The following is a 25358-nucleotide window of genomic DNA, read 5'->3' as shown; positions in this document are numbered from 1 at the left end:
GTGACGAAGCCGGCCGCCGACACCAGCGCAGACCTGACTGCCGAAGACGCGCTGGTACTCGCGTCGATGGACACAGCGGTCGAGGTGAAGCTGGTCACCGATTGGTTGGGCGCGCAGCGGGACCGCTGCCCGCAGACATCCTTGGATGTGGTGCAGCTGCCGTCGGAGGACGCGCCGCCGGAGGCGTTGACCGCGCTGATCGAGCAGCTCGAGTCGGGGGGCGACCGGTCGATCGTGCCGGTACGGGTCTTCTGGCTGCCGCCCGCCGACCGCGGCAAGGTGGCCAAAGTGGCCGCGCTGCTCCCAGGCCGGGATCCCTATCACCCCAGTCAACGTCAGCAGCGACGCATACTGCGCACCGAGCCGTGGCGCGCACGAGTGGTGGCCGGCGAGTCGGCCAGGGTGTCCGAGCTGCGCCAGCAGTGGCACGAAACAACCGTCGCTGAGAACCCCCGAGAATTCGCGCAGTTCGTCACCCGGCGCGCATTGCTGGCGTTGGCCCGCGCGGAGTACCGGATCCTGGGACCGCAGTACAAGTCACCTCGACTGGTCAAGCCGGAAATGTTGGCCTCAGCGCGTTTTCGCGCCGGACTCGATGCGATCCCCGGCGCCACCGTCGAGGAAGCCGGCAAAATGCTCGACGAATTGGCGACGGGTTGGAGCCAGGCCTCGGTAGACGTGATCTCGGTCCTTGGCAAGTTGCTCAGCCGCGGCTTCGATCCGGAATTCGACTACGACGAGTATGAAGTCGCGGCCATGCGGACCGCGCTGGAAGCCCATCCCGCGGTGCTGCTGTTCTCGCATCGTTCCTACATCGACGGCGCGGTGGTACCGGTTGCGATGCAGGACAACCGATTACCCCCGGTCCATATGTTCGGTGGCATCAACCTGTCTTTCGGAGTGATGGGACCGTTGATGCGGCGGTCGGGGACCATCTTCATCCGGCGCAACATCGGCGACAACAAGCTCTACAAGTATGTGCTCAAGGAATACGTGGGTTACATCGTCGAAAAGCGGTTCAACCTCAGCTGGTCCATCGAGGGCACCCGGTCGCGTACCGGAAAGATGTTGCCGCCCAAGCTCGGGCTGATGAGTTATGTCGCCGATGCCTACCTCGACGGTCGCAGTGAAGACATTCTGCTGCAGGGTGTTTCGATCTGTTTCGACCAGTTGCACGAGATCGCCGAATACGCGGCCTACGCCCAAGGTGCGGAGAAGACACCCGAAGGTTTCAGCTGGCTCTACAACTTCATCAAAGCCCAGGGCGAACGCAACTACGGCAAGATCTACGTGCGTTTCCCCGAAGCGGTGTCGATGCGCCAGTATCTCGGCGAACCGCACGGTCCGCTGGCCCACGATGATGCCGCCAAAAGGCTTGCGCTGCAGAAGATGTCATTCGAGGTGGCATGGCGCATCCTGCAGTCCACACCGGTGACGGCGACCGGGCTGGTCTCGGCGTTGCTGCTGACGACTCGCGGTACAGCGCTGACCCTCGATCAGTTGCACCACACATTGCAGGATTCGTTGGACTACCTGGACCGCAAGCAGACGCCGGTGTCCACCAGTGCGCTGCGGTTGCGTTCCCGTGAGGGAGTGCGGGCAGCCGTGGACGCATTGTCCAACGGGCACCCGGTGACTCGCGTCGACAGCGGGCGGGAACCGGTGTGGTACATCGCACCTGAGGACGAGCACGCCGGGGCGTTCTATCGCAACTCGGTGATTCACGCATTCTTGGAGACATCGATCGTCGAACTGGCGCTGGCGCACGCCCGGCACGCTGAGGGCGACCGGGTCGAGGCGTTCTGGGCGCAGGCGATGCGGCTGCGGGATCTGCTGAAATTCGACTTCTACTTCGCCGACTCGGCGTCCTTCCGCGCCAACATCGCCGAAGAGATTGCCTGGCACCAAGATTGGGAAGCGCACGTGGCGGCCGGTGGCGAGCAGATCGAGAAGATTCTGTACGCCAAGCGCCCGTTGATGTCCGAAGCGATGTTGCGGGTGTTCTTCGAGGCCTACGAGATTGTCGCCGATGTGCTGCGCGATGCCCCGGCAGACATCGGCCGGGAGGAACTGACCGACCTGGCACTTGGCGTGGGCCGGCAGTACGTCGCACAGGGACGGGTTCGCAGCAGCGAGTCGGTGTCGACGCTGTTGTTCGACACCGCCCGACAGGTGGCCGCCGACCAGGATCTGATCGCGCGGGGTCCGGACCTTGCTGAGCGCCGCGAGACGTTCCGGCGCGAACTGCGAAATATTTTGCGGGACTTCACCTACGTGGGGCAGATCGCGCGCAACCGGTTCGCCGAGCGGGAGTTTCAGGCGCGCCAACAACGCATCGCAAAACACCGGGAGGTTGGTGTCACCGGCGCGGCCAAACTTGCTGGGGCGGATCCGTCGTCCCCGTCGGATTGAGGGCGTCGCTGTCCGCGGTGATGCCGACGCTCACGCTGACGCGTGCCGTTTCCAGACCGGGGGCGGCCACGATTTCCTCAACACAGGCCGCCGAGGCGCCCAGATAGGTGCTGTCCAGGTCGATTTCGGTAATCACACACCAGGCCTGGTCATCGGGCCACCACAGGTTGGGGGAGAGGTGCCGAAAACCCGGCGCTGCCACCGACTGCGCGGCGGCGGTGATCGGACCGCAGGCAAGGTGATAGCTGCGGGCGGGTAACTCGAAGGTCGGCCGACCGTGAAACGCCCGGTCAAGGTCACTGCGACCGTGCCATACCGCGAACCAGCACTTGTCGGCCGTCGTCGTGTGCCGCGCCAGGATCCGCGACAGCGGCCCGGCGATCTCAGGCCGCAGGGTCCCCGCCGCCGGTGCTTCCTCGAACACTCCGGGTCGCGACGCGCGATAGGCGGGGTCGTAACGCGACGCGTAACCGGTCAGCGCGGTGAACTGCATCCGGGGGTGGGCAACCTTGTTGTTGGCGTGCGCGACCTCCGCCCAGCGCACCTGTTCCGAGCCGTCAAATGCTGGGTGGAACACCCGGGCGAAGGCCGCGAAGGTAGCCGGCAACAGCGACCCCACATTGTGGGCGAAGCTTCGGACGCTCTCGGTTAGCCAGCGTGCTGGCCACATGTCATCAACGACGTTCATTGCCCCCACCGCCGCCACGTCGTCCACGGTAATCGCGCCGCATCGACCTATCCACAGTCGCGGGGTTTTCCACAGGGTGCCACCCTCGCAGCGATCACCGGCTCGGGGTGTCGGTGACTCGGCGCTCAATGGGTTCCAGACAAGCACGCGACCGGGGAAGGACCCCCGGCGAATCGGAAGGAATCAGCGCAATGTTCGAAACATCCCTCACCGTCGTCGGTCACATCGTCAACGACCTGCAGCGCCGCAAGGTCGGCGAGCAGGACCTGATCAAGTTCCGGGTAGCCAGCAACTCGCGGCGGCGCACCAGTGACGGTGGGTGGGAGTCGGGCAACTCCCTGTTCATCACCGTCAACTGCTGGGGCCGGCTGGTCGCGGGTGTGGGCGCCACCCTCGGTAAGGGCTCTCCGGTGATCGTCGTGGGCCACGTCTACACCAGCGAATATGACGATAAGGACGGCAACCGTCGCTCCTCGGTCGAGATGCGCGCGACGGCGGTGGGACCGGACCTGTCCCGGTTGCGGGTCGAGACCCCGGGCCGCACCGGGGAGGACGCCGCGACCACCGCGGCAACCGGCCTACCGGACGCCGCCGCAACCGACGGCGAACTCGCCGGGACGGATGAACCCGCTCTGGATCTGACCGTCGGTGCCGATGCGGCGGGACGCCGGGCGCTGCCACTGTCGGCCTAGCGGACCGCGGTGGTGCATAGGATGGTCCGCGGATATTTCACAGCGAGTTTCTTGAAGACCAGAAAGGCAACACCGCGGCATGGCTGAGTTCATCTACACGATGAAGAAGGTCCGCAAGGCGCACGGCGACAAGGTGATCCTCGACGACGTCACGTTGAGCTTCTATCCCGGCGCCAAGATCGGCGTCGTCGGCCCCAACGGGGCCGGAAAGTCGAGCGTCTTGCGGATCATGGCCGGGTTGGACAAGCCGAACAACGGTGACGCCTTCCTGGCCAACAACGCAACGGTGGGCATCCTGTTGCAGGAACCACCGCTCAACGAAGAGAAAACCGTTCGGGGCAATGTCGAAGAGGGCCTGGGTGAGATCAAGGTCAAGCTCGACCGCTTCAACGAAGTGGCCGAGCTGATGGCCACCGACTACACCGATGAGCTGATGGAGGAGATGGGCCGGCTGCAGGAGGACTTGGATCACGCCGACGCGTGGGACCTGGATTCTCAGTTGGAGCAGGCTATGGACGCGTTGCGCTGCCCGCCGCCGGACGAACCGGTCACCAACCTCTCCGGCGGTGAACGGCGCCGCGTCGCACTGTGCAAGCTGCTGCTATCCAAACCGGATCTGCTGCTGCTCGACGAACCGACCAACCACCTGGACGCCGAAAGCGTGCAGTGGCTCGAACAGCACCTAGCCAGCTATGCGGGGGCAATCCTGGCGGTCACCCACGACCGCTACTTCCTCGACAATGTCGCGGAATGGATTTTGGAGCTCGACCGCGGCCGCGCCTACCCCTACGAAGGCAACTATTCGACCTATTTGGAGAAGAAGGCCGAGCGGATCGCAGTGCAGGGGCGCAAAGACGCCAAGCTGCAAAAACGGCTGCAAGAGGAACTGGCCTGGGTCCGATCCGGCGCCAAAGCGCGTCAGGCCAAGAGCAAGGCCCGACTGCAGCGCTACGAGGAGATGGCTGCCGAGGCGGAGAAGACCCGCAAGCTCGACTTCGAGGAGATCCAGATCCCCGTCGGACCCCGCCTGGGCTCGGTGGTGGTCGAGGTCGACCACCTCGACAAGGGCTTCGAAGGCCGCACTTTGATCAAGGACCTGTCCTTCACGCTGCCCCGGAACGGCATCGTCGGTGTCATCGGACCCAATGGGGTCGGTAAGACGACGCTGTTCAAGACGATCGTCGGGCTCGAGGAGCCGGACAGCGGCACGGTGAAGGTCGGCGACACCGTCAAGCTGAGCTACGTCGACCAGAGCCGGGCCGGCATCGATCCCAAGAAGACGGTGTGGCAAACCGTCTCCGACGGCCTGGACTACATCGAAGTAGGCCAGACCGAGGTACCGTCGCGGGCCTACGTGTCGGCGTTCGGGTTCAAAGGTCCCGACCAGCAAAAACCCGCAGGCGTGCTGTCCGGCGGCGAACGCAACCGGCTGAACCTCGCGCTGACCCTCAAACAGGGCGGCAATCTGATCCTGCTCGACGAACCGACCAACGACCTGGACGTCGAAACGCTGAGCTCACTGGAAAATGCGCTGGTGAACTTCCCCGGCTGCGCAGTGGTGATTTCCCACGACCGCTGGTTCCTCGACCGCACCTGCACCCACATCCTGGCGTGGGAGGGCGACAACGACAACGAGGCCAAATGGTTCTGGTTCGAGGGCAACTTCGGCGCCTACGAGGAGAACAAGGTCGAACGCCTCGGTGCCGATGCGGCGCGTCCGCACAGAGTGACCCATCGCAGGCTTACACGGGACTAGTGTCAGCTCTGCCAACCCAGTTGGGTCCGTCACGAGTGGGGAGCAATCGGAATGACGATCGATCCCGGAGCCAAGGAGGACGTCGCGGCGTGGACCTCATTCACGCAGGACGCAGACATCCCTGACTGGATAGTCAAGGCCTACACCGACAGCTACCGGGGATCGCAGGAAGACGGATCTCAACCCGGGTCGGCGCCCGCGCTGGCGGTGACACCGGCACTGCTGGCTGCCCATTACCGGCTCGGTCGTCTCCGCCCGCCGGGGGAAAGCCGGGTCGCCGTCTACCCCGTGGATGACTCGGGCGGCTTCGGTCCGGCGCTGCAGGTGGTCACCGAGCACGGCAGCATGCTGATGGACTCGGTGACGGTGCTGCTGCACCGGCTAGGCGTGTTCTACACGGCGATCATGACCCCAGTGTTCGAGGTGCAGCGCAGCCCGACCGGAGAACTGCTCGGTATCCAGGCGAAGTCGCAGGACAAATCGCCCTACGTCGGCGAGGCCTGGATCCACGTGCAACTCTCGTCGTCCGTCGACCGCAAAGCTCTCGCCGAAGTGGAACGGCTGCTGCCGAAGGTGCTCGCCGATGTGCAGCGGGTCGCCACCGATGCGACGGCGATGATCGCGACGCTGAGCGAGCTGGCCACGACCGTCGACGAGGACCCCGAAGGGCACTATGCGGCGCCCGACCGCCACGAGGTCGCCGAATTGCTGCGCTGGCTGGACGACGGCAACTTCCTGCTGTTGGGCTACCAGCCGTGCCGGGTGCAGGACGGTCTGGTCATCGGCGACGGCTCCAGCGGGTTGGGCGTGTTGCGCGCCCGCAGCGGCACCCGGCCGCGCCTCACCGACGACGACAAGCTGCTCGTGCTGGCGCAGGCTTCGGTCGGCAGCTACCTGCGGTACGGCGCCTACCCGTACGCGATCGCCGTCCGCGAAAACGTCGACGACGGCGTGATCGAGCACCGCTTCGTCGGGTTGTTCACGGTGGCCGCCATGAACGCCGACGTCCTGGAGATCCCGATGATCTCGCATCGGGTCCGCGACGCGCTCACCCTGGCCGGCAGCGACCCGAGCCACCCGGGCCAGTTGCTGCTCGACGTCATCCAGACCGTTCCGCGGCCCGAGTTGTTCACCCTGAGCGCCCACCGGTTGCTCACCATGGCCAAAGCCGTCGTCGACATGGGGTCGCAACGGCGTGCCCTGCTGTTCCTGCGCGCGGACCGGCTACAGTTCTTCGTCTCGTGCCTGGTCTACGTGCCGCGCGACCGCTACACCACGCCGGTGCGGCTGCAGATTGAGGACATCCTGGTCCGCGAATTCGGCGGTACCCGACTGGAATTCACCGCCCGGGTCAGTGAATCGCCCTGGGCGCTCATGCATTTCATGGTGCGGCTGCCACAGGGTGACGCCGACGGCGGTCTCGCGCCGGTCGACGTCTCCGAAGCCAACCGCACCCGAATTCAGGCGCTGCTCAGCGAGGCCGCCCGAACCTGGTCGGACCGTCTGATCGCTGCGGCGGCCGCGCTGCCGGAGAGCGCCGTCGAATCCGCCGATGCCGAGCATTACGCCGCGGCCTTCTCTGAGGCCTACAAGCAGGCCGTCACCCCGGCCCAGGCCATCGACGACATCGCGGTCATCAACGAACTGGCCGATGACACAGTCAAGTTGGTCTTCGCCGACGGCGACGAACAGGGACTGGCCCAACTGACCTGGTTCCTGGGCGGGCGCAGCGCCTCGCTGAGTCAATTGCTGCCGATGTTGCAGAGCATGGGTGTGGTGGTGCTCGAAGAACGGCCGTTCACCGTGACCCGGCGCGACGGGCTGCCGGTGTGGATCTATCAGTTCAAGATCTCGCCGCACCCCACCATCCGGCCGGCTTCCAGTGCGGCCGAGCGCGAAGCGACCGCCCGACGGTTCGCCGACGCGGTCACCGCAATCTGGCACGGGCGCGTTGAGATCGACCGGTTCAACGAACTGGTCATGCGTGCCGGACTAACCTGGCAGCAGGTCGTACTGCTGCGCGCCTACGCCAAGTACCTGCGGCAGGCGAACTTTCCCTACAGCCAGTCCTACATCGAATCGGTCCTGAACGAACACGCTTCTACCGCAACGTCTCTGGTGGCGTTGTTCGAGGCGCTCTTCGACCCGTCGCCGGCATCGCCGTCGGGCCGGGACGCACAGACCGCGGCCGCCGCCGTCGCCGCGGACATCGACGCACTGGTGAGCCTGGACACCGACCGCATCCTGCGCGCGTTCGCCTCGCTGGTGCAGGCCACGCTGCGCACCAATTACTTTGTGACGCGCGAAGGTTCGGCGCGCAGCCGGAACGTGTTGGCGCTCAAGCTCGATGCTCAGCTGCTCGACGAACTCCCGCTGCCGCGACCGAAATACGAGATCTTCGTCTACTCGCCCCGTGTCGAAGGCGTGCATCTGCGGTTCGGCCCGGTCGCGCGCGGCGGGCTGCGCTGGTCGGACCGTCGCGACGACTTCCGCACCGAGATCCTCGGCCTGGTCAAGGCACAAGCAGTGAAAAACGCCGTCATCGTGCCGGTCGGGGCGAAAGGCGGGTTCGTGCTCAAGCGGGCACCGCTGCCCACCGGGGACGCTGCCGCCGACCGCGACGCCACCCGCGCCGAGGGTGTGGCCTGCTACCAGCTGTTCATCTCCGGGCTGCTCGACGTCACCGACAACGTGGACCAGCTGACCGGTGCGGTGAATCCGCCGGCCGAAGTGGTCCGCCGCGACGGCGACGACGCCTACCTCGTGGTGGCCGCCGACAAGGGCACCGCCACCTTCTCCGACATCGCCAACGACGTCGCCAAGTCCTACGGATTCTGGCTCGGTGACGCGTTCGCCTCGGGCGGATCGGTCGGCTACGACCACAAGGCGATGGGCATCACCGCCCGCGGCGCCTGGGAAGCCGTCAAGCGCCACTTCCGGGAAATCGGGGTAGACACCCAGACCCAGGACTTCACCGTCGTCGGGGTCGGCGACATGAGTGGCGATGTGTTCGGCAACGGCATGCTGCTGAGCAAGCACATCAGGCTGATCGCCGCCTTCGATCACCGGCACGTGTTCTTGGACCCCGACCCCGACGCCGCGACGTCGTGGGCCGAGCGCGCCAGGATGTTCGACCTGCCCCGGTCCAGCTGGGAGGACTACGACGTCTCGCTGATCAGCGAGGGCGGCGGCGTGTACAGCCGCGATCAGAAGGCGATCCCGGTCAGCGCCCAGGTGCGCGCGGCGCTCGGCATCGAGGGCGAGGTCTCCGAGATGTCGCCCCCCAATTTGATCCGGGCGATTCTGCAGGCGCCGGTCGACCTGCTGTTCAACGGCGGCATCGGCACCTACATCAAGGCCGAATCGGAATCCGACGCCGACGTCGGTGACCGCGCCAACGACCCGGTGCGCGTCAATGCCAACCAGGTGCGCGCCAAGGTGGTCGGCGAGGGTGGCAACCTCGGGGTGACGGCGTTGGGCCGCGTCGAGTTCGACCTCTCGGGTGGTCGCATCAACACCGATGCGATGGACAACTCCGCCGGCGTCGACTGCTCCGACCATGAGGTCAATATCAAGATCCTGATCGACTCGCTGGTCACCGCGGGCAAGGTCAAACCCGAGGAGCGCACCGCGCTGCTGGAATCGATGACCGACGAGGTCGCCCGCCTGGTTCTCACCGACAACGAGGACCAGAACGATCTGATGGGCACCAGCAGGGCCAACGCGGCCAGCCTGTTGCCGGTGCACGCCGACCAGATCAAGTACTTGGTAGCCGAACGCGGTGTGAACCGGGAACTGGAAGCGCTGCCGTCGGAGAAAGAGATCCTACGGCGCGCGGAGGCCCACATCGGTCTGACCTCGCCCGAACTCGCGACGTTGATGGCGCACGTCAAGCTCGCGCTCAAGGAGCAGGTGCTGAAAACCGAGCTGCCGGACCAGGATGTGTTCGCCTCGCGGCTGCCGCAGTACTTCCCGAAGCCGCTGCGGGACCGGTTCACTCCGGAAATCCGCACGCACCAACTGCGCCGCGAGATCGTGACCACGATGCTGATCAACGACCTGGTGGACACCGCGGGCATCACGTATGCGTTCCGGATCACCGAGGACGTGGGTGTCGGTCCGCTCGACGCGGTGCGCACCTACGCAGCCACCGACGCCATCTTCGGCGTGGGCCACGTGTGGCGGCGGATCCGCGCGGCCAACCTGCCCGTCGCTCTGTCCGACCGCCTCACCCTGGACACCCGGCGGCTTATCGACCGGGCCGGACGTTGGTTGCTCAACTACCGGCCGCAGCCGCTGGCCGTCGGGGCCGAGATCAACCGTTTCGCCGCCAAGGTGAAGGCGCTGACACCGCGCATGTCGGAGTGGTTGCGCGGCGACGACAAGGCCATCGTCGAGAAGGAAGCGGCGGAATTCACCGCGCTCGGCGCACCACCGGACCTGGCCTACCGGGTCGCGGTCGGCCTGTACCGCTACAGCCTGCTCGACATCATCGACATCGCCGATATCACCGAGATCGAGACCGCCGACGTCGCCGACACCTATTTCGCATTGATGGACCACCTGGGCACCGACTCACTGCTGACCGCGGTTTCCGAGCTGGAGCGCAACGATCGCTGGCACTCCTTGGCGCGCTTGGCGATTCGCGACGACATCTACGCCTCGTTGCGGTCGCTGTGTTTCGACGTGCTGGCAGTGGGGGAGCCCGGGGAGAGCGGTGAAGAGAAGATCGCCGAGTGGGAGCACATCAGCGCCTCGCGGGTGGATCGGGCGCGGCGGACGCTCGACGAGATTCAGCAGAGCGGTGCCAAGGATCTTGCGACGCTGTCGGTGGCGGCCCGTCAGATCCGGCGCATGACACGGACCAGCGGACGGGGATCGTCAGGGTGAGCATCGGATACGTCGCGCCGGTACCGGTGCGGTGGTCGGACATCGACATGTACCAGCATGTCAACCACGCCACCATGGTCACGATTCTCGAAGAGTCGCGGGTGCCGTTCCTGCGTGAGCCGTTCGGCGCCGACATCACCACCATCGGTCTGCTGATCGCTGACGTGCGGGTTACCTACAAAGATCAATTGCGGCTGGTGGATTCGCCGCTGCAGGTCACCATCTGGACCAAGCGGCTGCGCGCGGTGGACTTCACCCTGGGCTACGAGGTTCGTTCGGTCAATGCCGACCCGGAATCCAAACCCGCCGTGATCGCCGAGTCGCAACTCGCCGCAGTGCACATCGAGGAGCAGCGCCTGGTGCGCCTGACACCTCACCATCGGGAGTATCTGCAGCGGTGGCTCAGGGACTAGAAGGCGTGCGCGAGCGGGGGCTGTGGCTTGACCCGGACGGGTTGGCCGCCCACCGCGCGGATCTGGCCACCTTCGTCGATCATGCACTGCGCCTGGACGACGCCGCGGTCATCCGCATCCGTGCCCGCTCGCCGGGACTGCTGACGGCTTGGGTGGCAACGGGTTTCGATGTGCTGGCCAGCCGGGTGGTAGCCGGCAGGGTACGTCCCGACGACATGTCTGTCGGCGCTGACGCGCTGGCGCGCGGTCTGGCCAATGTGGACGCCACGGGCTTCGTGGACCCCGGCTTCGCGATGGACTCCGCCTGGCGCGGGGGGTTACCGCCGGAGTCAGGCTTCACCCACCTCGAGGACATACCGGCGCGCGTCGTGGTGGACCTGGCGCGCGACGGTGCCCAACTGGCCCGGGAGCAGGGTAGTGCCCACGGCCCCCCGGTGTCGCTGCTCGACCAGGAAGTCATCGAAGTCAGCTCCGGCGATGTCGTCGTCGGACTGCCGATGCGCAGCGTATTCGCTTTGACTGCGATGGGTTTCGTGGCCCAGTCGGCCGAAACGATCGACGCCGGCGAGATGATCCGGGTCCGGGTGTCGCCGTCGTGGCTGCGGATCGACGCGCGGTTCGGTTCGGTCTACCGGCGGCGCGCCCATGCCGCGCTGATGCTGAACTGACCGGGCGCATCAATCAGGCCGATTTTATCGGCCTGCCTACTCACGTGCGGTAGACCATCCACAGCGGCAGCACGGAGTTGAGGTAGTCCATGAACTTCTTCAGCCCCACTCGATATTGACCGTAGCCGTAAGGGTCCTCGGCGTATTCCGGGAACGCGATGCCCAGCCCGAAGAGTCCGGGCGCGATGATCCCGTTCTGAGGGTTGTAGTCCAACGGGCCCCACTGCGGGGTCTCGGGTAGCGTCCTGCGCTGGAATCCCACGGTGTAGACGACGCGGTCACATTCGGCGAGTTTCCCGTCGAACTCGGCGCTGGAAACCCAGCACCGCTCCAACCGGTCGGGGTACCGGCCGTCGATGTTCTCGCGGGCCCACTCCGCTGCCCGGCCCTTGAGGCCGGTGTCGTCGAAGAGAATCCAATCATCAAGATAAACCGCGTATTTGAGTGGACCGCGGTAGAAGTTGATTACTTTTGCCACCGGCCGGCGCAGCAGATGCGGCAACACGATCATCGACGAGTGCGACGAACCGAACACGGCGACGGTCACGCCGTCCAACGTCACCTGCGCGAGTTTCTCCGGATCGAGCGCGACGTCCACCGGAATCTCCTCGAGCTGCGGATAATTCAGCGTCTTCGGGACGGCACCCACCGCGAGAATCACGTTGTCGGAGACGATTTCGGCGTCCTCGGTGTCGACTCGCCAGCGCCGGTTCGCCAACCACAGCGCCTTGGCCGTGGACTGAAAACTCGTCACCCGGTCGCGCAGCTGCCCGGTGATCCACAGCAACGGATCTGCCACCAGCGCAAGGGCGCAGGTCTCTGCCGGGTCGACCTCTCGCAGCGGACACGGCGGCGCTTCGGAAAACCGGAACGCCGACGAGCCGTTCAGATACTCCAGGAACGTCCCGGCGATGGTGTTGCTCGAGACGGAACGCCATTTGCCGCCCAGATCACCCGCCGCAAAGGCGGGATCGATCCAGGCGATCTGCTCCGGCCCGATGCCCTGATCGAGTAGTCGTCCCACCGCGGCGATTCCGGCGGGGCCGGCTCCGATCACTGTCCACGCGTAGGGCGCCATGCATCAGATATAGAGCAGCGGGCACCGAATCGCGAAACGGCTAACCAAGCACCCAGGCCGTGCTGTCCGGTGGCAACCGCCCTTCGGTCAGCGGGGCGCTGGTGAGAATGACGTCCCCCGGGGGCAGCGCGATCGGGAGTTCGCCGGCATTCAGCGCGCACACCAACCCGCCGGGACGCGCGAACACCACCGCGTCCTTGGGAGCAGGCCGCCACCAGACCTCTGCGCCGTCGAATTCACCATGCTCCCTACGCAATCGGAGCGCTTGCCGGAAGAACATCAACGTCGACCCGGCATCGGCGAGCTGCTTTTCCACGGTCAGCCCCGCCCAGTCCGCCGGCATCGGCAACCAGGTGTCGGGATTGGTGGAGAACCCGAACGGGGGGACCTCGCCCGACCAGGGCAGCGGCACCCGGCAGCGGTCACGGCCACGCTCGGTGTGCCCGGAACGTTCCCAGGTCGGGTCCTGCAGCACCTCGTCGGGCAGGTCCACGTCGGGCAGCCCGAGCTCTTCGCCGTTGTAGAGGAACACCGCGCCGGGCAGCGCGAGCATCACCATCGCCATGGCCTTGGCGCGGCGCAGTCCGACTTCGCCGTCGCCGTACCGGCTGACCTCGCGGCCGACGTCATGGTTGGACAGCGTCCAGGTCGGGGTGGCGTTTTCCAATGCGGCGGCGTCCAGCGAGTTCTGTATCGCATCGCGGATCTCGGTGCTGTCGAAGCCGGTACGGGTGAGCCGGAAGTTGAAGCCGAGGTGTAGTTCGTCGGGGCGCAGGTACTGCGCCCACTGGGCGTTGTCGTGCACCCACACCTCGCCGACGGTGACCGCCCCCGGATAGTCGTCGATGACCTTGCGGATGTCGCGGTGGATGGCGTGCACGTTGGGCCGGTTGAACCGCGGGTCGTCGTCGGTGTGACGCAGCACCTCGGTCACGTCGGGTGAGTCCGGCAGCCCCGCGGGCTTGGCCATCCCGTGCGCCACGTCGATGCGGAACCCGTCGACACCGCGCTCCAGCCAGAACCGCAACGTTTTCTCGAAGTCGTCGGAGATCTCCGGGTTATCCCAGTTCAGGTCCGGCTGTTCGGTGTCGAACAGGTGCAGATACCACTGGCCGGGAGTGCCGTCCGGCTCGATCACCCGCGTCCAGGCCGGTCCGCCGAACACCGATTCCCAGTTGTTGGGCGGCAGCAGCCCGTCAGGTCCGCGACCGTCGCGGAAAAAGTAGCGGTCACGTGCCTCGGTGCCGGGACCGGCAACCAGCGCGGCCTGGAACCACGGATGCTGGGAGCTGCTGTGGTTGGGCACCACGTCCATAGTGACTTTGATGCCACGGGCGTGCGCGGCGGCGATCAATCGCTCGAAGGCGGCCATCCCGCCGAACAGCGGGTCGATGTCGCGGGGATCGGCGACGTCGTAGCCGTGGTCGGCCATCGGCGAGACGGTGACCGGGTTGATCCAAATCGCTTGCACGCCAAGTTGTTCCAGATGTTCCAGCCGGTCGGTCAGACCGTCGAGGTCGCCGACGCCGTCGCCATCGCTGTCGGCGAACGAGCGGGGATACACCTGGTAGAAGACCGCGGAGCGCCACCAGTCCTGTTGAGCGGTCATCAGAACGCGGAGTTGACCAACGAGTGGGCGGCCATCTCCAGGTACTGCAGCAACTGGCGCCGGTGCTCGTCGTCCAGGGTCTGCGAATCGATGGACGCGACCGCGGTGTGCATGCACCGCAACCAGGCGTCGCGCTCTATCGGCGTGATGCGGAACGGCATGTGCCGCATCCGCAACCGGGGATGTCCGCGTCGGTCGGAGTAGGTGCGTGGGCCGCCCCAATACTGCTCGAGGAACATGCGCAGGCGCTCCTCGGCGCCGGTCAGGTCCTCCTCGGGATACAACGGCCGCAGGATCTCGTCGTCGGCGACCTGTTCGTAGAAGCGCGCCACGATCGCGTCGAACGTCTCCGCCCCGCCGACGGCGTCGTAAAAAGACTCGGTTGCTTGTTCCATCGCCCTCCATTGTGGGCCCACCGCCACAGGGCGGCGCAGCCACCGCCCCGGTGTTCACCGGATCGACACGACGTAGCCGGAACAAATGTCGTGCGATCGGCAGCAAATCATGGTGGACTGTCGGCGGAGGATTTATGGCGCAGCGCAACAAACGTCGTGGCCACCGAGGTGTCGGCAGCACGGCAAATGGAACCGGGCCAGCCACCGCGTCATGTCTGCACAGCGTCGATTCACCGTCTCATCCGCCCACGCGGGTGGAGAGCGCATCGGTCTGGAATCGCCGTCGGGTGCTGCTGCTGAACTCCACCTACGAGCCCCTCACCGCCCTGCCGTTGCGCCGCGCCATCGTGATGGTGATGTGCGGCAAGGCCGACGTGGTGCACGCCGACCCGGCCGGCCCGGTCATTCACTCCGCTACCAGGGCGATCGCGGTGCCATCGGTGATCCAGCTGCGCTCCTACGTCCGGGTGCCGTACCGCGCCCGGGTTCCGATGACGCGCGCGGCGCTGATGCATCGAGACCGGTTCTGCTGTGCATACTGCGGGGCGAAGGCGGACACCATCGACCACGTAGTGCCCCGCAGTCGCGGCGGTGACCACTCCTGGGAGAACTGCGTCGCTTGCTGCGCCACCTGCAATCACCGCAAGGGCGACAAGTTACTCACCGAACTCGGCTGGTCGTTGCGGCGGGCGCCGCTGCCGCCGACGGGACAGCACTGGCGGCTGTTGTCCACAGTCAAGGAGCTGGACCCGCACTGGGCGCGGTACCTGGGTGAGGGCGCGGCCTGATTTCCCGGCCGCCAGGTGTGCCGTATCCGACTCGGGTGGGATAGCGTTTGCCTCGTGAACGCTATGGAGTTGCACCTGATGTTTCTCGGGATCCCGCTGGTGCTGGCGGGCCTGCTGCTGTTGGTGTACATGACCCGCAAGGGACCGCACCCGGCAACCTATGACATGTCGGAGAAGTGGACCCACGCCCCGATCCTGTGGGCGGCCACCGACGAGGCTGTCGGCGGCGGCCACGGCGGACACGGGTCGGAGTTCTCGGTAGGAGGTGGCGCAAGTGGCACATGGTGAAGTTGCGACGATAGACCCGGCCGATCTGCCGAGAGGCTGGGTGGTCACCAGCAGCGGACGTCTGTCCGGAGTCACCCAGCCCGGTGAGCTCTCCGTGCACTACCCGTTCCCGATCAGCGATTTGGTCGCCGTGGACGATGCGCTGAAATACGCGTCGCGGGCGTCCAAGGCGCGGTTCGCCATCTATCTCGGTGACTTGGGCAGCGACACTGCCGCCCGCGCGCGCGAAATTCTGGCCAAGGTGCCGACGCCCAACAACGCGGTGCTGCTCGCCGTGTCCCCGGACCAGAGCGCCATCGAAGTGGTTTACGGGTCGGCGGTGCGTGGTCGGGGCGCGGAGTCCGCTGCGCCGCTCGGGGTCGCCGCTGCGTCGTCGGCCTTCGAACAGGGGCATCTGATCGACGGACTGGTCAGCGCAATCCGCGTGCTCAGCGCCGGGATTTCGCCGGCCTAGGGCCCGATGCCCTAGTCGCCGCCGCTGTCGAAGTTGCGCGCGCGCAGTGACCGCTGCACCGCGGCCTGCCCTTCCAGCACCAGCCTGCGCAGCGCCGGTGGCACCTGCGGGTCGGACAGGAACTCGTCGGCGGCGGCGATCGCCTCCTCGCTGATGTCCTGGTGGGGGTACAGGCCGATCACCACCGACTGCGCGACCTCGCTGGATCGCCGGGCCCAGACGCCGGCGATGACCGCGAAATAGCGCTCGGTGAACGGCTTGAGCAGCTCACTCTGTCCCGGCGCACTGATGCCCGCGATCATGGCGCGGCTGACGGCATTGGCCAGGGTGTCGTCCTCGACCACCGCGGTGAACGCCTGTTCCTTGACGGCAAGTTGCGGGCGCGCGGCCGATGCCTGCGCACCGTGCCGTTTGCCGGCCGCAGTCGGGTCGTTGCGCACCTCGGCGTCGATCCGCGGGGTCTCGGGCCCGTCGGCGTCGATCACGCCCGCGGTGGCCAGTGCGACCACCACCCGCCAGCGCAGGTCGGTGTCGACGTCCAGACCTGCCAGCCCCTGCTCGGCGGGATCGCCGTCGAGCAGGCCGGTCAGCACTTCCACATGCCGCGGCGACAACACCGAGGACAGCAGGGCGTTGACGAAGGCGAGCTGATGGTCGGAGCCGGGCTCGGCGCCGCGTGCCAACTCCAGCAACCGGTCGGCGAGCTGCGGCCAGCCGTGCTCGCGCGCCCAGCCCGGCTCGGCGTAGGACCCCACCGCGGTCTGGGCCTGCAACAGCAGCCGCTGCAACACGGTGACCTCGGTCTCGGCCTGGATGCCGCCGGACACCAGCGCCACGAAATCGCGCGCGCGTAGTTCGGCGTCGCGGGTCATCTCCCACGCTGCCGACCACGCCAGCGACCGGGGGAGCGGTTCGGCGATGTCGGCGATGCGGTCGAGTGCGGTCTGCAGCGACTCCGGGTCGAGCCGCAGCGAGCAGTAGGTGAGGTCGTCGTCGTTGACCAGGATCAACTTTCCTCGCGAAACACCAACCAGCGCAGGGACTTCCGTCGTCGAACCCTCGACGTCGATCTCCTCCCGATGCACGCGCACCAATTTCCCGGAACCGTCGTCGTCGTAGATCCCGATGGCCAGTCGGTGCACCCGGGTTTCGCCCGCGCCGGGTGCCGCGCCGCTCTGCGCGACTGCGAACCGGGTGAACGTGCCCTCGTCATCGACGTCGAAATCGGCCCGCAGGGTGTTCAATCCGGTGGTCTTCAACCACTGCTGTCCCCAGTCGGACAGGTCACGTCCCGATGCCTTCTCCAACGCGGCGACGAGATCGCTGAAGGTGGCATTGCCGAAGGCGTAGGTCTGGAAGTAGTCGCGCAGGCCGGCCAGGAAGCCCTCCAAGCCCACATAGGCGACCAGTTGCTTGAGCACCGAAGCGCCCTTGGCGTAGGTGATGCCGTCGAAGTTCACTTCGACCGCGTGCAGGTCCGGAATGTCGGCGGCGATCGGGTGCGTCGAGGGCAGCTGGTCCTGCCGGTACGCCCACGACTTCTCCACCGTTGCGAAGGTCGTCCACGCCTGGGTGTATTCGGTGGACTCCGCCTGGCACAACACCGAGGCGAAGGTGGCGAAGGATTCGTTGAGCCACAGATCATCCCACCAGGTCATGGTGACCAGATCGCCGAACCACATGTGCGCCATCTCGTGCAGCACCGTCTCCGCGCGTCGTTCATAGGATGCGCGGGTGACCTTGCTGCGGAAGACGTAATCCTCCAGGAATGTCACCGCGCCGGCGTTTTCCATTGCGCCGGCGTTGAATTCGGGCACGAACAACTGGTCGTACTTGCCGAACGCGTAGGGTAGGCCAAAGTTGTTGTGGTAGAACCCGAATCCTTGTTTGGTCTCGGTGAACAACCGCTCGGCGTCCATGTAGGGCGCCAGCGACGCCCGACAGTAGATGCCCAACGGGATGTCACCATGCTCGTCGGTGTAGTTGTCGTTCCACACGGCGTACGGCCCGGCGACCAGAGCAACCAGGTAGGTGCTCATCCGCGGCGTCGTAGCGAAGGTGTGCACGCCGTTCTCGACCGACACTGTTGCAGCGTTGGAGACCACCTTCCAGTGCTCGGGTGCGGTCACCTGGATGTCGAAGGTGGCTTTGAGGTCCGGTTGGTCGAAGCAGGCGAACATGCGTTTGGCGTCGGCGGTTTCGAACTGCGAGTAGAGATACGTCTCGTCGTCGACGGGGTCGACGAAGCGGTGCAGTCCCTCGCCGGTGTTGGAATAACGGCAGTCGGCGTCGACCACCACGACGTTGCGGTCGGCCAGGCCTTGCAGCGGGATCCCGGTCGATTCGTCGTAGCCGGAGACGTCGATGTCCCGGCCGTTGAGGGTGGCGCTGTGGAGCTTGTCGGCGGCGATGTCGATGACTGTGTCGGCGCCGGCGAGCGCGTCGAACGCCACGGTGGTGTGGGAGCGGAACGTGCGGGAGCCGGGAGCCCCCGCCCCGTCGGTGACGTCGAGGTTGATCCGGTAGCTGTGCACGGTGACCAGGGCGGCGCGTTCGACCGCCTGGTCGCGGGTGAGGTTGGGTAGGGCCACGCGTTCCAACATATCGGCTGACATCGCGGGGTTCGCGGCGGCGGGAACAGTCCGCCCGCGGTTGCGGTTGTGTCTGAGCGGACCCACTACCGAGGAGAGGACCGCAGCAATGCCTGAAAAGTCGAAAGCCGATTTCTGGTTCGATCCGCTGTGTCCGTGGTGCTGGATCACCTCACGCTGGATCCTCGAGGTGGAGAAGGTCCGCGATATCGAGGTGCAGTTCCACGTCATGAGCCTTGCGGTGCTCAACGAAGACCGGGAAGGTCTGCCCGACGACTACCGGAAGAAGATGTCAAAGGCCTGGGGGCCGGTGCGGGTGGCGATCGCCGCCGAGCAGGCGCACGGCGCGAAGGTGCTGGAACCGCTCTACACCGCGATGGGCACCCGAATTCACAACGAGGGCAACACAGATCTCGACGAAGTCGTCAAACTAGCCTTGGTCGATGCCGGCCTGCCCGCCGAGTTGGCGCAGGCGGCCTCCGACGACGCCTACGACGAAGCGTTGCGCAAGAGCCATCACGCCGGCATGGACCCGGTGGGACTCGACGTCGGTACTCCGACGATCCACGTCAACGGGAGCGCGTTCTTCGGGCCGGTGATGTCGAAGATCCCGCGCGGCGAGGAGGCCGGCAAGCTCTGGGACGCATCGGTGACGTTTGCGGCCTACCCCCACTTCTTCGAGCTCAAGCGAAGTCGTACCGAGGCTCCCGAATTCGACTGACCTCCCACCGAGTGCACACTCGGCGGGCGGCGGTGCCGGTTCGCTGCTGCCGGCGCCGGGACGTCGGGCACAATGTCCGGCATGCGCGTCTACTTGGGATCCGACCACGCCGGATTCGAGCTCAAGCAGCAAATCATCGAGCACCTGAAGAAGACCGGCCACGAGCCGATCGACTGCGGCGCGTTCAGCTATGACGCCGAGGACGACTACCCCGGATTCTGCATAGCTGCGGCGGCACGCACGGTTGCCGACCCGGAAAGCCTCGGCATCGTGCTGGGTGGGTCGGGCAACGGCGAACAGATCGCCGCCAACAAAGTGCCCGGCGCGCGCTGCGCCCTGGCGTGGAGTGTGGAGACCGCAACGCTGGCCCGCGAGCACAACAACGCGCAGTTGATCGGTATCGGTGGGCGCATGCACACCGTCGACGAGGCCCTGGCCATCGTCGACGCCTTCCTGTCCGCGCCGTGGTCGAAAGCTGAACGCCACCAACGCCGTATCGACATTCTCGCCGCCTACGAACGCACACACGAAGCGCCTCCGGTGCCCGGCGCCGGAGAGTGAGCAGTGCCCGAAGGGCATACCCTGCACCGGCTGGCCCGGTTGCACCAACGCCGGTTCGCCGGTGCGCCGGTGGCGGTGTCGAGCCCGCAGGGCCGGTTCGACGACGCCGCCGCAGTGGTCAACGGTCGGGTGTTGCGCCGTGCCAGCGCCTGGGGTAAGCACCTGTTCCACCATTACGCCGGTGGCCCGGTGGTGCACGTGCACCTCGGGCTCTACGGCGCCTTCACCGAATGGCAACGACCCGAGGACGGCACCGTTCCAGAACCGGTCGGACAGGTGCGGATGCGCATGGTCGGGGCGCAGTACGGCACCGATCTGCGCGGCCCGACGGTGTGTGAGTTACTCGACGAGAGCCAGGTCGACGAAGTAGTCGCCCGGCTGGGTCCCGACCCGTTGCGCGCCGACGCCGACCCGGCCCGGCCCTGGGCGCGAATCAGTAAGTCTCGCAGGCCAATCGGTGCGCTTCTGATGGACCAGACCGTCATCGCCGGGGTGGGCAACGTCTACCGCAACGAGTTGCTGTTCCGGCACAACATCGACCCGCACCGACCGGGCGTGGACATCTCCGAGCCCGAGTTCAGCACCGCATGGACCGATCTGGTGGCGCTGATGAAGGTCGGGTTGCGTCGCGGCAAGATCGTTGTGGTCCGCCCGGAACACGATCACGGCGCGCCCTCGTACGGACGCGGCCGGCCGCGCACCTATGTATACCGGCGAGCCGGCGACCCGTGCCGGGTGTGTGGGGAAACGGTGCGCACTGAAGTGCTGGAGGGCCGAAATCTGTTCTGGTGCCCGAATTGCCAGACCTGACTCATCACCTGCAGCGACCTTAGGCCTCGAGCCTGTAGTGGTGGCGCCGAGACTGAACTCAGCGCGTTTCCGCGGCGAATGTGGCGTCCTGAATACCGTCTCGACGCGGTGGCCCTGCTCAGCTCGGGATGACCCCGAGCGCCCGATAGACCTCGTTGCTCAGGGCGACACTGCGCGGGTCGGCGTTGGCCTTGCTGGCATCGAAGCGATTCGACACGTAGCCGTAGCCGATCCGGTGTTCCAGGTCGACGAACGCGAACGAACCACCCAACCCGCCGTGGCCGAACATCTTCGGGTTGGGCCCGTTGATGCAGCGCTGGTTGAGCATGTAGCCCAGACCCCAGCCGTGGTCGGCGACGCGGGGACCCAGCACCAGGTCGGGTTCGAATCCGCCCTGGCATTCCCGGACCAGGTCCATGTGTTCGCGGCTGAGCAGCTTCTCCTGGGCCAGCGCGTTGTAGAAGGTGGCCATCCCCAACGCGGACACCTGGCCGTTGGTGCCGGGGAACTCGAGCTGCCGCCACAGCTGCAGGTTCTCGGTGTCCAGGTCGTCATCGGCGAGGAAGCCCATCGAGATCGCCATGCCGGCCTTGGGGTGCTCGGCGAGGCTGGTCGGGTAGCCGGGGGCGTGCAGTTCGGCCAGCAGTTGGCGGCCGGTGGGTTTGTTCACCCGGTCGGCGCAGCGCAGCTGCTCGCTCGGCGACAGACCGATGTGGATCTCGGCGCCGATCGGTTCGGCGATTTCGGTCCGCAGATACTGGCCGACCGTACGGCCGGTGACGCGACGAAACACCTCACCGACGATGAAGCCGTAGGTCGTCATGTGGTAGCCCTGCGCGGTGCCCGGCCGCCACCACGGTTCGGCGACGGCGAGTTGCTCGCAGACGAAGTCCCAATCGAGCAACTGCTCGGTGGTCAACCGGGTACGCGGCCCGATCACCCCGGATCGGTGGCTCAGCACCATCGCCAGCGTGATGTCTTGCTTGCCGGCCTGCCCGAACTCGGGCCAGTAGCGGGCCACCGGCGCCTGCAGGTCCAATTCACCCCGGTCGGCGAGTTGGTGGACGCAGGTGGACGTCAGACCCTTGGTGCCGGAGAGCACCGTGGTGAGGGTGTCCTCCTGCCACGGACGGGTGCCGGCGGCGTCGGCGGAACCGCCCCACAGATTGACGACCAGGTCGCCGTCGACCCAGACCGCGACCGCGGCGCCTACTTCGTGGCGCAGCACGAAATTGCGCTCGAATGCCTCGCGGACGCCCTGGAATTTCGGCACGCACGAGCCTTGAATGCTCACGTTGCTGACGCTTTCGACGTCGCTCATGGCGCCTTTCCGTTGAGCAAAATATACGCCCAGAGCGGGCGACGGGAATCGAACCCGCGTAGCTAGTTTGGAAGACTAGGGCTCTACCATTGAGCTACGCCCGCATGTATTAGTCGAGCGAGACGATACGTGGTGGCGGAGATCAAATCTAATCGACGCTGTCACGTGACCGCTCCGTGAGGTCTGAGGTCGCTGCGTGGCCGGTGTGACCGGGCCGTAGGATTTCGTGGTCACCGCGGGGTGTAGCGCAGCTTGGTAGCGCATCCGCTTTGGGAGCGGAAGGCCGCAGGTTCAAATCCTGTCACCCCGACCACGTCCACAAGCGCACTGCCGCGCGCCGAAACGAACACATCGAGGAGCACGCCCGTGAAGAGCACCGTCAAGCAGTTGAGCCCCACCCGGGTTCGCATCAATGTGGAGGTGCCGTTCACCGAGCTCGAGCCAGATTTCCAGCGGGCCTATAAGGAGCTGGCCAAGCAGGTCCGGCTGCCGGGCTTCCGCCCCGGCAAGGCTCCGGCGCGGTTGCTCGAGGCGCGCTTCGGACGCGAGGCGCTGCTCGACCAGGTCATCGAGGAGGCCGTGCCCAGCCGCTACGGCCAGGCGCTCACCGAATCCGATGTGCAACCCATCGGCCGCCCCAACATCCAGGTGACCCATAAGGAGTACGGCGAGGAACTGCAGTTCTTCGCCGAGGTCGACGTCCGTCCCAAGCTGGAGATCCCCGACCTGGATGCGCTCACGGTCTCCGTCGACCCCATCGAGGTGACCGACGAGGAGGTCGAGGCCGAACTCGACTCGCTGCGCGCCCGGTTCGGCACCCTGACCGGCGTGGACCGGACGGTATTGATGGAGGACTTCGTTTCAATCGACCTGTCGGCGACCGTCGACGGTGAGGACGTGCCGGGCGCCGCGGCCGAGGGACTGTCCCACGAGGTGGGCTCGGGTCGACTCATCGCCGGGCTGGACAACGCGGTGATCGGCCTGGGTGTCGACGAGTCCAAGACGTTCACCGCCAAGCTGGCGACCGGGGAGCATGCCGGTCAGGACGCCGAGGTCACCGTCACCGTGCGGTCGATCAAGGAACGCGAACTGCCCGAGCCCGACGACGAGTTCGCCCAGTTGGCCAGCGAGTTCGACACGATCGAGGAGCTGCGCGAGAGCCTCCGCGAGCAGGTGCGCAACACCAAGCGGGCGCAGCAGGCCGACCAGATCCGCGAAGCCGCCCTGGACGCGCTGCTCGAGCACGTCGACGTGCCGGTGCCGGATGCGGTGGTGCGATCCCAGATCGACGAGACCGTGCACGCCGCGATGAGCGGCCTGAACCAGGACGAGGCCAAGTTCGCCGAGGTGCTCGAGCAGCAGGGCTCCTCACGTGCGGAGTTCGACGCCGAAGCCCGTGCCGCCGCCGAGAAGAACGTGAAGCGTCAGCTGCTGCTCGACGCCATCGCCGACGAACTCGACGTCCAGGTCGGTCAGGAGGACCTGACCGAACGGCTGGTGCTGACCTCGCGCCAATACGGCATTGAGCCACAGCAGTTGTTCGCCTACCTGCAGGAGAACAACCAGTTGGCCGCCATGTTCGCCGACGTGCGGCGCGGTCTGGCGATCGGCGCGGTGATCGAGAAGGCGACGGTCACCGATAACGCCGGCAATGCCATCGACACCAGTGACTTCTTCGGCAAGCGGCACGCGGGCCACGACCATGACCATGACCATGACCATGACGATCACGACCATGATCACGACCATGAGCCAGGGAGTGTCGACCAGGTCGAGCCGGCGGAGTCCGACGAAGACGCCGACGAAAAAACATCGGCAGCGGACGACGCCGAGAAGAGCGACGAATCCACCACATGACGCTGTGAGCGAACGCGCCCGTTTCAGGTAGTCATGGGGCGGGTCGGGTTCGTTAGTGTCGGTGCAACAAGCAACAAAGAAAGCAGGTGTCCCCGCGGTGGGAAAAGTGACTGACATGCGATCGAACTCGGTGGGTCTCAACCTCACGGACTCCGTCTATGAGCGCTTGCTCTCCGAGCGCATCATCTTCCTGGGCTCGGAGGTGAACGACGAGGTCGCCAACCGGTTGTGCGCGCAGATTCTGCTGCTCGCCGCCGAGGACGGCGATAAGGACATCAACCTCTACATCAACTCGCCGGGCGGCTCGATCAGCGCCGGCATGGCCATCTACGACACGATGGTTCTGGCGCCCTGCGACATCGCGACCTACGCGATGGGCATGGCCGCCTCGATGGGGGAGTTCCTGCTGGCAGCAGGTACCAAGGGTAAGCGGTACGCGTTGCCGCACGCCCGCATCCTGATGCACCAGCCCCTCGGTGGAGTCACCGGCAGCGCGGCCGACATCGCCATCCAGGCTGAGCAGTTCGCCGTCATCAAGAAAGAGATGTTCCGCCTCAACGCCGAGTTCACCGGTCAGTCCATCGAACGCATCGAGGCCGACTCGGATCGCGACCGCTGGTTCACCGCCCAGGAAGCCCTGGAATACGGCTTTGTCGACCACATCATCACCCGCGCCGCACACATCAACGGAGACGCATAATGAATCCCCAGATCCAGCCGCAGGCGCGCTACATCCTGCCGTCGTTCATCGAGCACTCCAGCTTCGGCGTCAAGGAATCCAACCCGTACAACAAGCTGTTCGAGGAACGCATCATCTTCCTCGGCGTCCAGGTCGACGATGCGTCGGCCAACGACATCATGGCGCAGCTGCTGGTGCTGGAATCGTTGGACCCCGACCGCGACATCACCATGTACATCAACTCGCCCGGTGGCGGGTTCACCTCACTGATGGCGATCTACGACACGATGCAGTACGTGCGGGCCGACATCCAGACCGTGTGCCTGGGTCAAGCCGCGTCTGCGGCCGCGGTGCTGTTGGCTGCCGGCACACCCGGTAAGCGGATGGCGCTGCCCAACGCGCGGGTGCTGATCCACCAGCCGTCGCTGTCCGGCGTGATCCAGGGGCAGTTCTCCGACCTGGAGATCCAGGCCGCCGAGATCGAGCGGATGCGCACGCTGATGGAGACCACGCTGGCCCGCCACACCGGCAAGGATGCTGAGGTGATTCGCAAGGACACCGACCGGGACAAGATCCTCACCGCCGAGGACGCCAAGGATTACGGCATCATCGACACGGTGCTGGAGTACCGGAAACTTTCCGCGCAGAACGCCTGACCGCCGGCACTCTGAGCGTCGGTGGCGTAAC

At 66.1% G+C, this 25358-nt stretch carries 21 protein-coding genes and 2 tRNA genes; 16 read left to right on the top strand and 7 right to left on the bottom strand.

Translation table 11 applies throughout. From position 1 onward, the window contains the following. Positions 1-2412: a glycerol-3-phosphate 1-O-acyltransferase gene (locus ACZYZ9_RS04025; RefSeq protein ID WP_463824883.1), complete on the top strand. Its 2412-nt coding sequence runs from the start codon at positions 1-3 to the stop codon at positions 2410-2412. Here ACZYZ9_RS04025 and ACZYZ9_RS04020 read toward each other — a convergent pair. Continuing rightward, complete coding sequence (locus ACZYZ9_RS04020) at positions 2360-3100, bottom strand: hypothetical protein (protein WP_463824882.1); 741 nt, start codon at positions 3098-3100, stop codon at positions 2360-2362. The two genes, ACZYZ9_RS04025 and ACZYZ9_RS04020, sit on opposite strands and share 53 nt — an antisense overlap. A gap of 191 nt (positions 3101-3291) precedes the next feature. Between ACZYZ9_RS04020 and ACZYZ9_RS04015 the strand changes: the two genes are divergently transcribed. The 5 genes from ACZYZ9_RS04015 to ACZYZ9_RS03995 all read left to right on the top strand — a co-directional run bounded on the left by ACZYZ9_RS04015 (position 3292) and on the right by ACZYZ9_RS03995 (position 11519). Continuing rightward, the gene (locus tag ACZYZ9_RS04015; RefSeq protein ID WP_463824881.1) at positions 3292-3792 is read left to right on the top strand and encodes a single-stranded DNA-binding protein; all 501 of its coding nucleotides are present in this window, start codon (positions 3292-3294) and stop codon (positions 3790-3792) included. 79 nt (positions 3793-3871) lie between these two features. Further along, the gene (gene ettA, locus ACZYZ9_RS04010; protein ID WP_463824880.1) at positions 3872-5548 is read left to right on the top strand and encodes an energy-dependent translational throttle protein EttA; all 1677 of its coding nucleotides are present in this window, start codon (positions 3872-3874) and stop codon (positions 5546-5548) included. Between the two features lie 51 nt (positions 5549-5599). Further along, the gene (locus tag ACZYZ9_RS04005) at positions 5600-10438 is read left to right on the top strand and encodes an NAD-glutamate dehydrogenase (protein ID WP_463824879.1); all 4839 of its coding nucleotides are present in this window, start codon (positions 5600-5602) and stop codon (positions 10436-10438) included. Beyond that, positions 10435-10851, top strand: coding sequence for an acyl-CoA thioesterase (locus tag ACZYZ9_RS04000; RefSeq protein WP_463824878.1), 417 nt, complete (start codon positions 10435-10437; stop codon positions 10849-10851). Before ACZYZ9_RS04005 ends, ACZYZ9_RS04000 begins: the two co-directional genes overlap by 4 nt. A 5-nt stretch (positions 10852-10856) precedes the next feature. Beyond that, complete coding sequence (locus tag ACZYZ9_RS03995) at positions 10857-11519, top strand: DUF8010 domain-containing protein (RefSeq protein WP_463824949.1); 663 nt, start codon at positions 10857-10859, stop codon at positions 11517-11519. Positions 11520-11559: 40 nt separating this feature from the next. Here ACZYZ9_RS03995 and ACZYZ9_RS03990 read toward each other — a convergent pair whose 3' ends face one another. The 3 genes from ACZYZ9_RS03990 to ACZYZ9_RS03980 all read right to left on the bottom strand — a co-directional run bounded on the left by ACZYZ9_RS03990 (position 11560) and on the right by ACZYZ9_RS03980 (position 14601). Continuing rightward, the gene (locus tag ACZYZ9_RS03990) at positions 11560-12576 is read right to left on the bottom strand and encodes an FAD/NAD(P)-binding protein (RefSeq protein ID WP_463824948.1); all 1017 of its coding nucleotides are present in this window, start codon (positions 12574-12576) and stop codon (positions 11560-11562) included. Between the two features lie 61 nt (positions 12577-12637). Continuing rightward, positions 12638-14206 carry a glycoside hydrolase family 13 protein gene (locus ACZYZ9_RS03985; RefSeq protein WP_463824877.1) on the bottom strand — a complete coding sequence of 523 codons (1569 nt, stop codon included), beginning with the start codon at positions 14204-14206 and terminating at the stop codon, positions 12638-12640. Beyond that, positions 14206-14601, bottom strand: a complete 396-nt coding sequence (locus ACZYZ9_RS03980) for a globin (RefSeq protein WP_463824876.1) — start codon at positions 14599-14601, stop codon at positions 14206-14208. Before ACZYZ9_RS03980 ends, ACZYZ9_RS03985 begins: the two co-directional genes overlap by 1 nt. Positions 14602-14735: 134 nt before the next feature. On the opposite strand from ACZYZ9_RS03980, the gene ACZYZ9_RS03975 reads away from it, so the two are divergent. The 3 genes from ACZYZ9_RS03975 to ACZYZ9_RS03965 all read left to right on the top strand — a co-directional run bounded on the left by ACZYZ9_RS03975 (position 14736) and on the right by ACZYZ9_RS03965 (position 16131). Beyond that, the gene (locus ACZYZ9_RS03975) at positions 14736-15389 is read left to right on the top strand and encodes an HNH endonuclease (protein WP_463824875.1); all 654 of its coding nucleotides are present in this window, start codon (positions 14736-14738) and stop codon (positions 15387-15389) included. A 63-nt stretch (positions 15390-15452) separates the two neighbouring features. Continuing rightward, a complete protein-coding gene (ctaJ, locus tag ACZYZ9_RS03970; RefSeq protein WP_463824947.1) occupies positions 15453-15677 on the top strand; it encodes an aa3-type cytochrome oxidase subunit CtaJ in 225 nt (74 codons plus the stop codon). After that, entirely contained in the window at positions 15664-16131 is a 468-nt protein-coding gene (locus ACZYZ9_RS03965; protein WP_463824874.1) for a DUF5130 domain-containing protein, read from the top strand. The genes ctaJ and ACZYZ9_RS03965 overlap by 14 nt, the downstream gene beginning before the upstream one ends. 11 nt (positions 16132-16142) lie before the next feature. Here the strand turns inward: ACZYZ9_RS03965 and pepN are convergent, their stop codons facing one another. After that, complete coding sequence (gene pepN / locus ACZYZ9_RS03960) at positions 16143-18722, bottom strand: aminopeptidase N (RefSeq protein ID WP_463824873.1); 2580 nt, start codon at positions 18720-18722, stop codon at positions 16143-16145. 109 nt (positions 18723-18831) lie between these two features. Here pepN and ACZYZ9_RS03955 point away from each other — a divergent pair, with 109 nt between their 5' ends. From ACZYZ9_RS03955 to ACZYZ9_RS03945, 3 genes are all read left to right on the top strand, one after another. Beyond that, the gene (locus tag ACZYZ9_RS03955) at positions 18832-19443 is read left to right on the top strand and encodes a mycothiol-dependent nitroreductase Rv2466c family protein (RefSeq protein WP_463824872.1); all 612 of its coding nucleotides are present in this window, start codon (positions 18832-18834) and stop codon (positions 19441-19443) included. A gap of 81 nt (positions 19444-19524) precedes the next feature. Then, positions 19525-20004, top strand: coding sequence for a ribose-5-phosphate isomerase (locus tag ACZYZ9_RS03950; protein ID WP_463824871.1), 480 nt, complete (start codon positions 19525-19527; stop codon positions 20002-20004). 3 nt (positions 20005-20007) lie between these two features. Then, complete coding sequence (locus ACZYZ9_RS03945) at positions 20008-20814, top strand: Fpg/Nei family DNA glycosylase (protein ID WP_463824870.1); 807 nt, start codon at positions 20008-20010, stop codon at positions 20812-20814. A gap of 118 nt (positions 20815-20932) precedes the next feature. On the opposite strand, the gene ACZYZ9_RS03940 is transcribed toward ACZYZ9_RS03945, so the two are convergent. After that, positions 20933-22135: a serine hydrolase domain-containing protein gene (locus tag ACZYZ9_RS03940; protein ID WP_463824869.1), complete on the bottom strand. Its 1203-nt coding sequence runs from the start codon at positions 22133-22135 to the stop codon at positions 20933-20935. A 33-nt stretch (positions 22136-22168) separates the two neighbouring features. Then, positions 22169-22239 (bottom strand) — tRNA-Gly (locus ACZYZ9_RS03935). 132 nt (positions 22240-22371) lie between these two features. On the opposite strand from ACZYZ9_RS03935, the gene ACZYZ9_RS03930 reads away from it, so the two are divergent. The 4 genes from ACZYZ9_RS03930 (at position 22372) to clpP2 (ending at position 25327) form a co-directional block, all read left to right on the top strand. Beyond that, positions 22372-22448: transfer RNA gene (locus ACZYZ9_RS03930), tRNA-Pro, on the top strand. Positions 22449-22501: 53 nt separating this feature from the next. Continuing rightward, on the top strand, positions 22502-23992 hold the full coding sequence (gene tig / locus ACZYZ9_RS03925) for a trigger factor (RefSeq protein ID WP_463824868.1): 1491 nt from the start codon (positions 22502-22504) through the stop codon (positions 23990-23992). Between the two features lie 97 nt (positions 23993-24089). Then, on the top strand, positions 24090-24692 hold the full coding sequence (locus ACZYZ9_RS03920; protein ID WP_463824866.1) for an ATP-dependent Clp protease proteolytic subunit: 603 nt from the start codon (positions 24090-24092) through the stop codon (positions 24690-24692). Further along, positions 24692-25327 (top strand): ATP-dependent CLP protease proteolytic subunit ClpP2, encoded by a 636-nt coding sequence (gene clpP2, locus ACZYZ9_RS03915; RefSeq protein WP_463824865.1) that lies wholly within the window; start codon positions 24692-24694, stop codon positions 25325-25327. The genes ACZYZ9_RS03920 and clpP2 overlap by 1 nt, the downstream gene beginning before the upstream one ends. Positions 25328-25358 lie beyond the last annotated feature (31 nt).

Source organism: Mycobacterium sp. IDUB_28 (genome assembly GCF_055419285.1).
Note: the sequence above shows the minus strand (reverse complement) of the source record. Positions and strands in the feature narration are given on the sequence as shown.

Bases quoted from the DNA above. Each gene is read 5' to 3' on its own strand.
- ACZYZ9_RS04020 (WP_463824882.1), bottom strand. From the start codon at position 3,100: ATGAACGTCGTTGATGACATGTGGCCAGCACGCTGGCTAACCGAGAGC.
- ACZYZ9_RS04015 (WP_463824881.1), top strand. From the start codon at position 3,292: ATGTTCGAAACATCCCTCACCGTCGTCGGTCACATCGTCAACGACCTG.
- ettA (WP_463824880.1), top strand. From the start codon at position 3,872: ATGGCTGAGTTCATCTACACGATGAAGAAGGTCCGCAAGGCGCACGGC.
- ACZYZ9_RS04005 (WP_463824879.1), top strand. From the start codon at position 5,600: ATGACGATCGATCCCGGAGCCAAGGAGGACGTCGCGGCGTGGACCTCA.
- ACZYZ9_RS03985 (WP_463824877.1), bottom strand. From the start codon at position 14,206: ATGACCGCTCAACAGGACTGGTGGCGCTCCGCGGTCTTCTACCAGGTG.
- ACZYZ9_RS03980 (WP_463824876.1), bottom strand. From the start codon at position 14,601: ATGGAACAAGCAACCGAGTCTTTTTACGACGCCGTCGGCGGGGCGGAG.
- ACZYZ9_RS03975 (WP_463824875.1), top strand. From the start codon at position 14,736: ATGGCGCAGCGCAACAAACGTCGTGGCCACCGAGGTGTCGGCAGCACG.
- ctaJ (WP_463824947.1), top strand. From the start codon at position 15,453: ATGGAGTTGCACCTGATGTTTCTCGGGATCCCGCTGGTGCTGGCGGGC.
- ACZYZ9_RS03955 (WP_463824872.1), top strand. From the start codon at position 18,832: ATGCCTGAAAAGTCGAAAGCCGATTTCTGGTTCGATCCGCTGTGTCCG.
- ACZYZ9_RS03950 (WP_463824871.1), top strand. From the start codon at position 19,525: ATGCGCGTCTACTTGGGATCCGACCACGCCGGATTCGAGCTCAAGCAG.
- ACZYZ9_RS03940 (WP_463824869.1), bottom strand. From the start codon at position 22,135: ATGAGCGACGTCGAAAGCGTCAGCAACGTGAGCATTCAAGGCTCGTGC.
- clpP2 (WP_463824865.1), top strand. From the start codon at position 24,692: ATGAATCCCCAGATCCAGCCGCAGGCGCGCTACATCCTGCCGTCGTTC.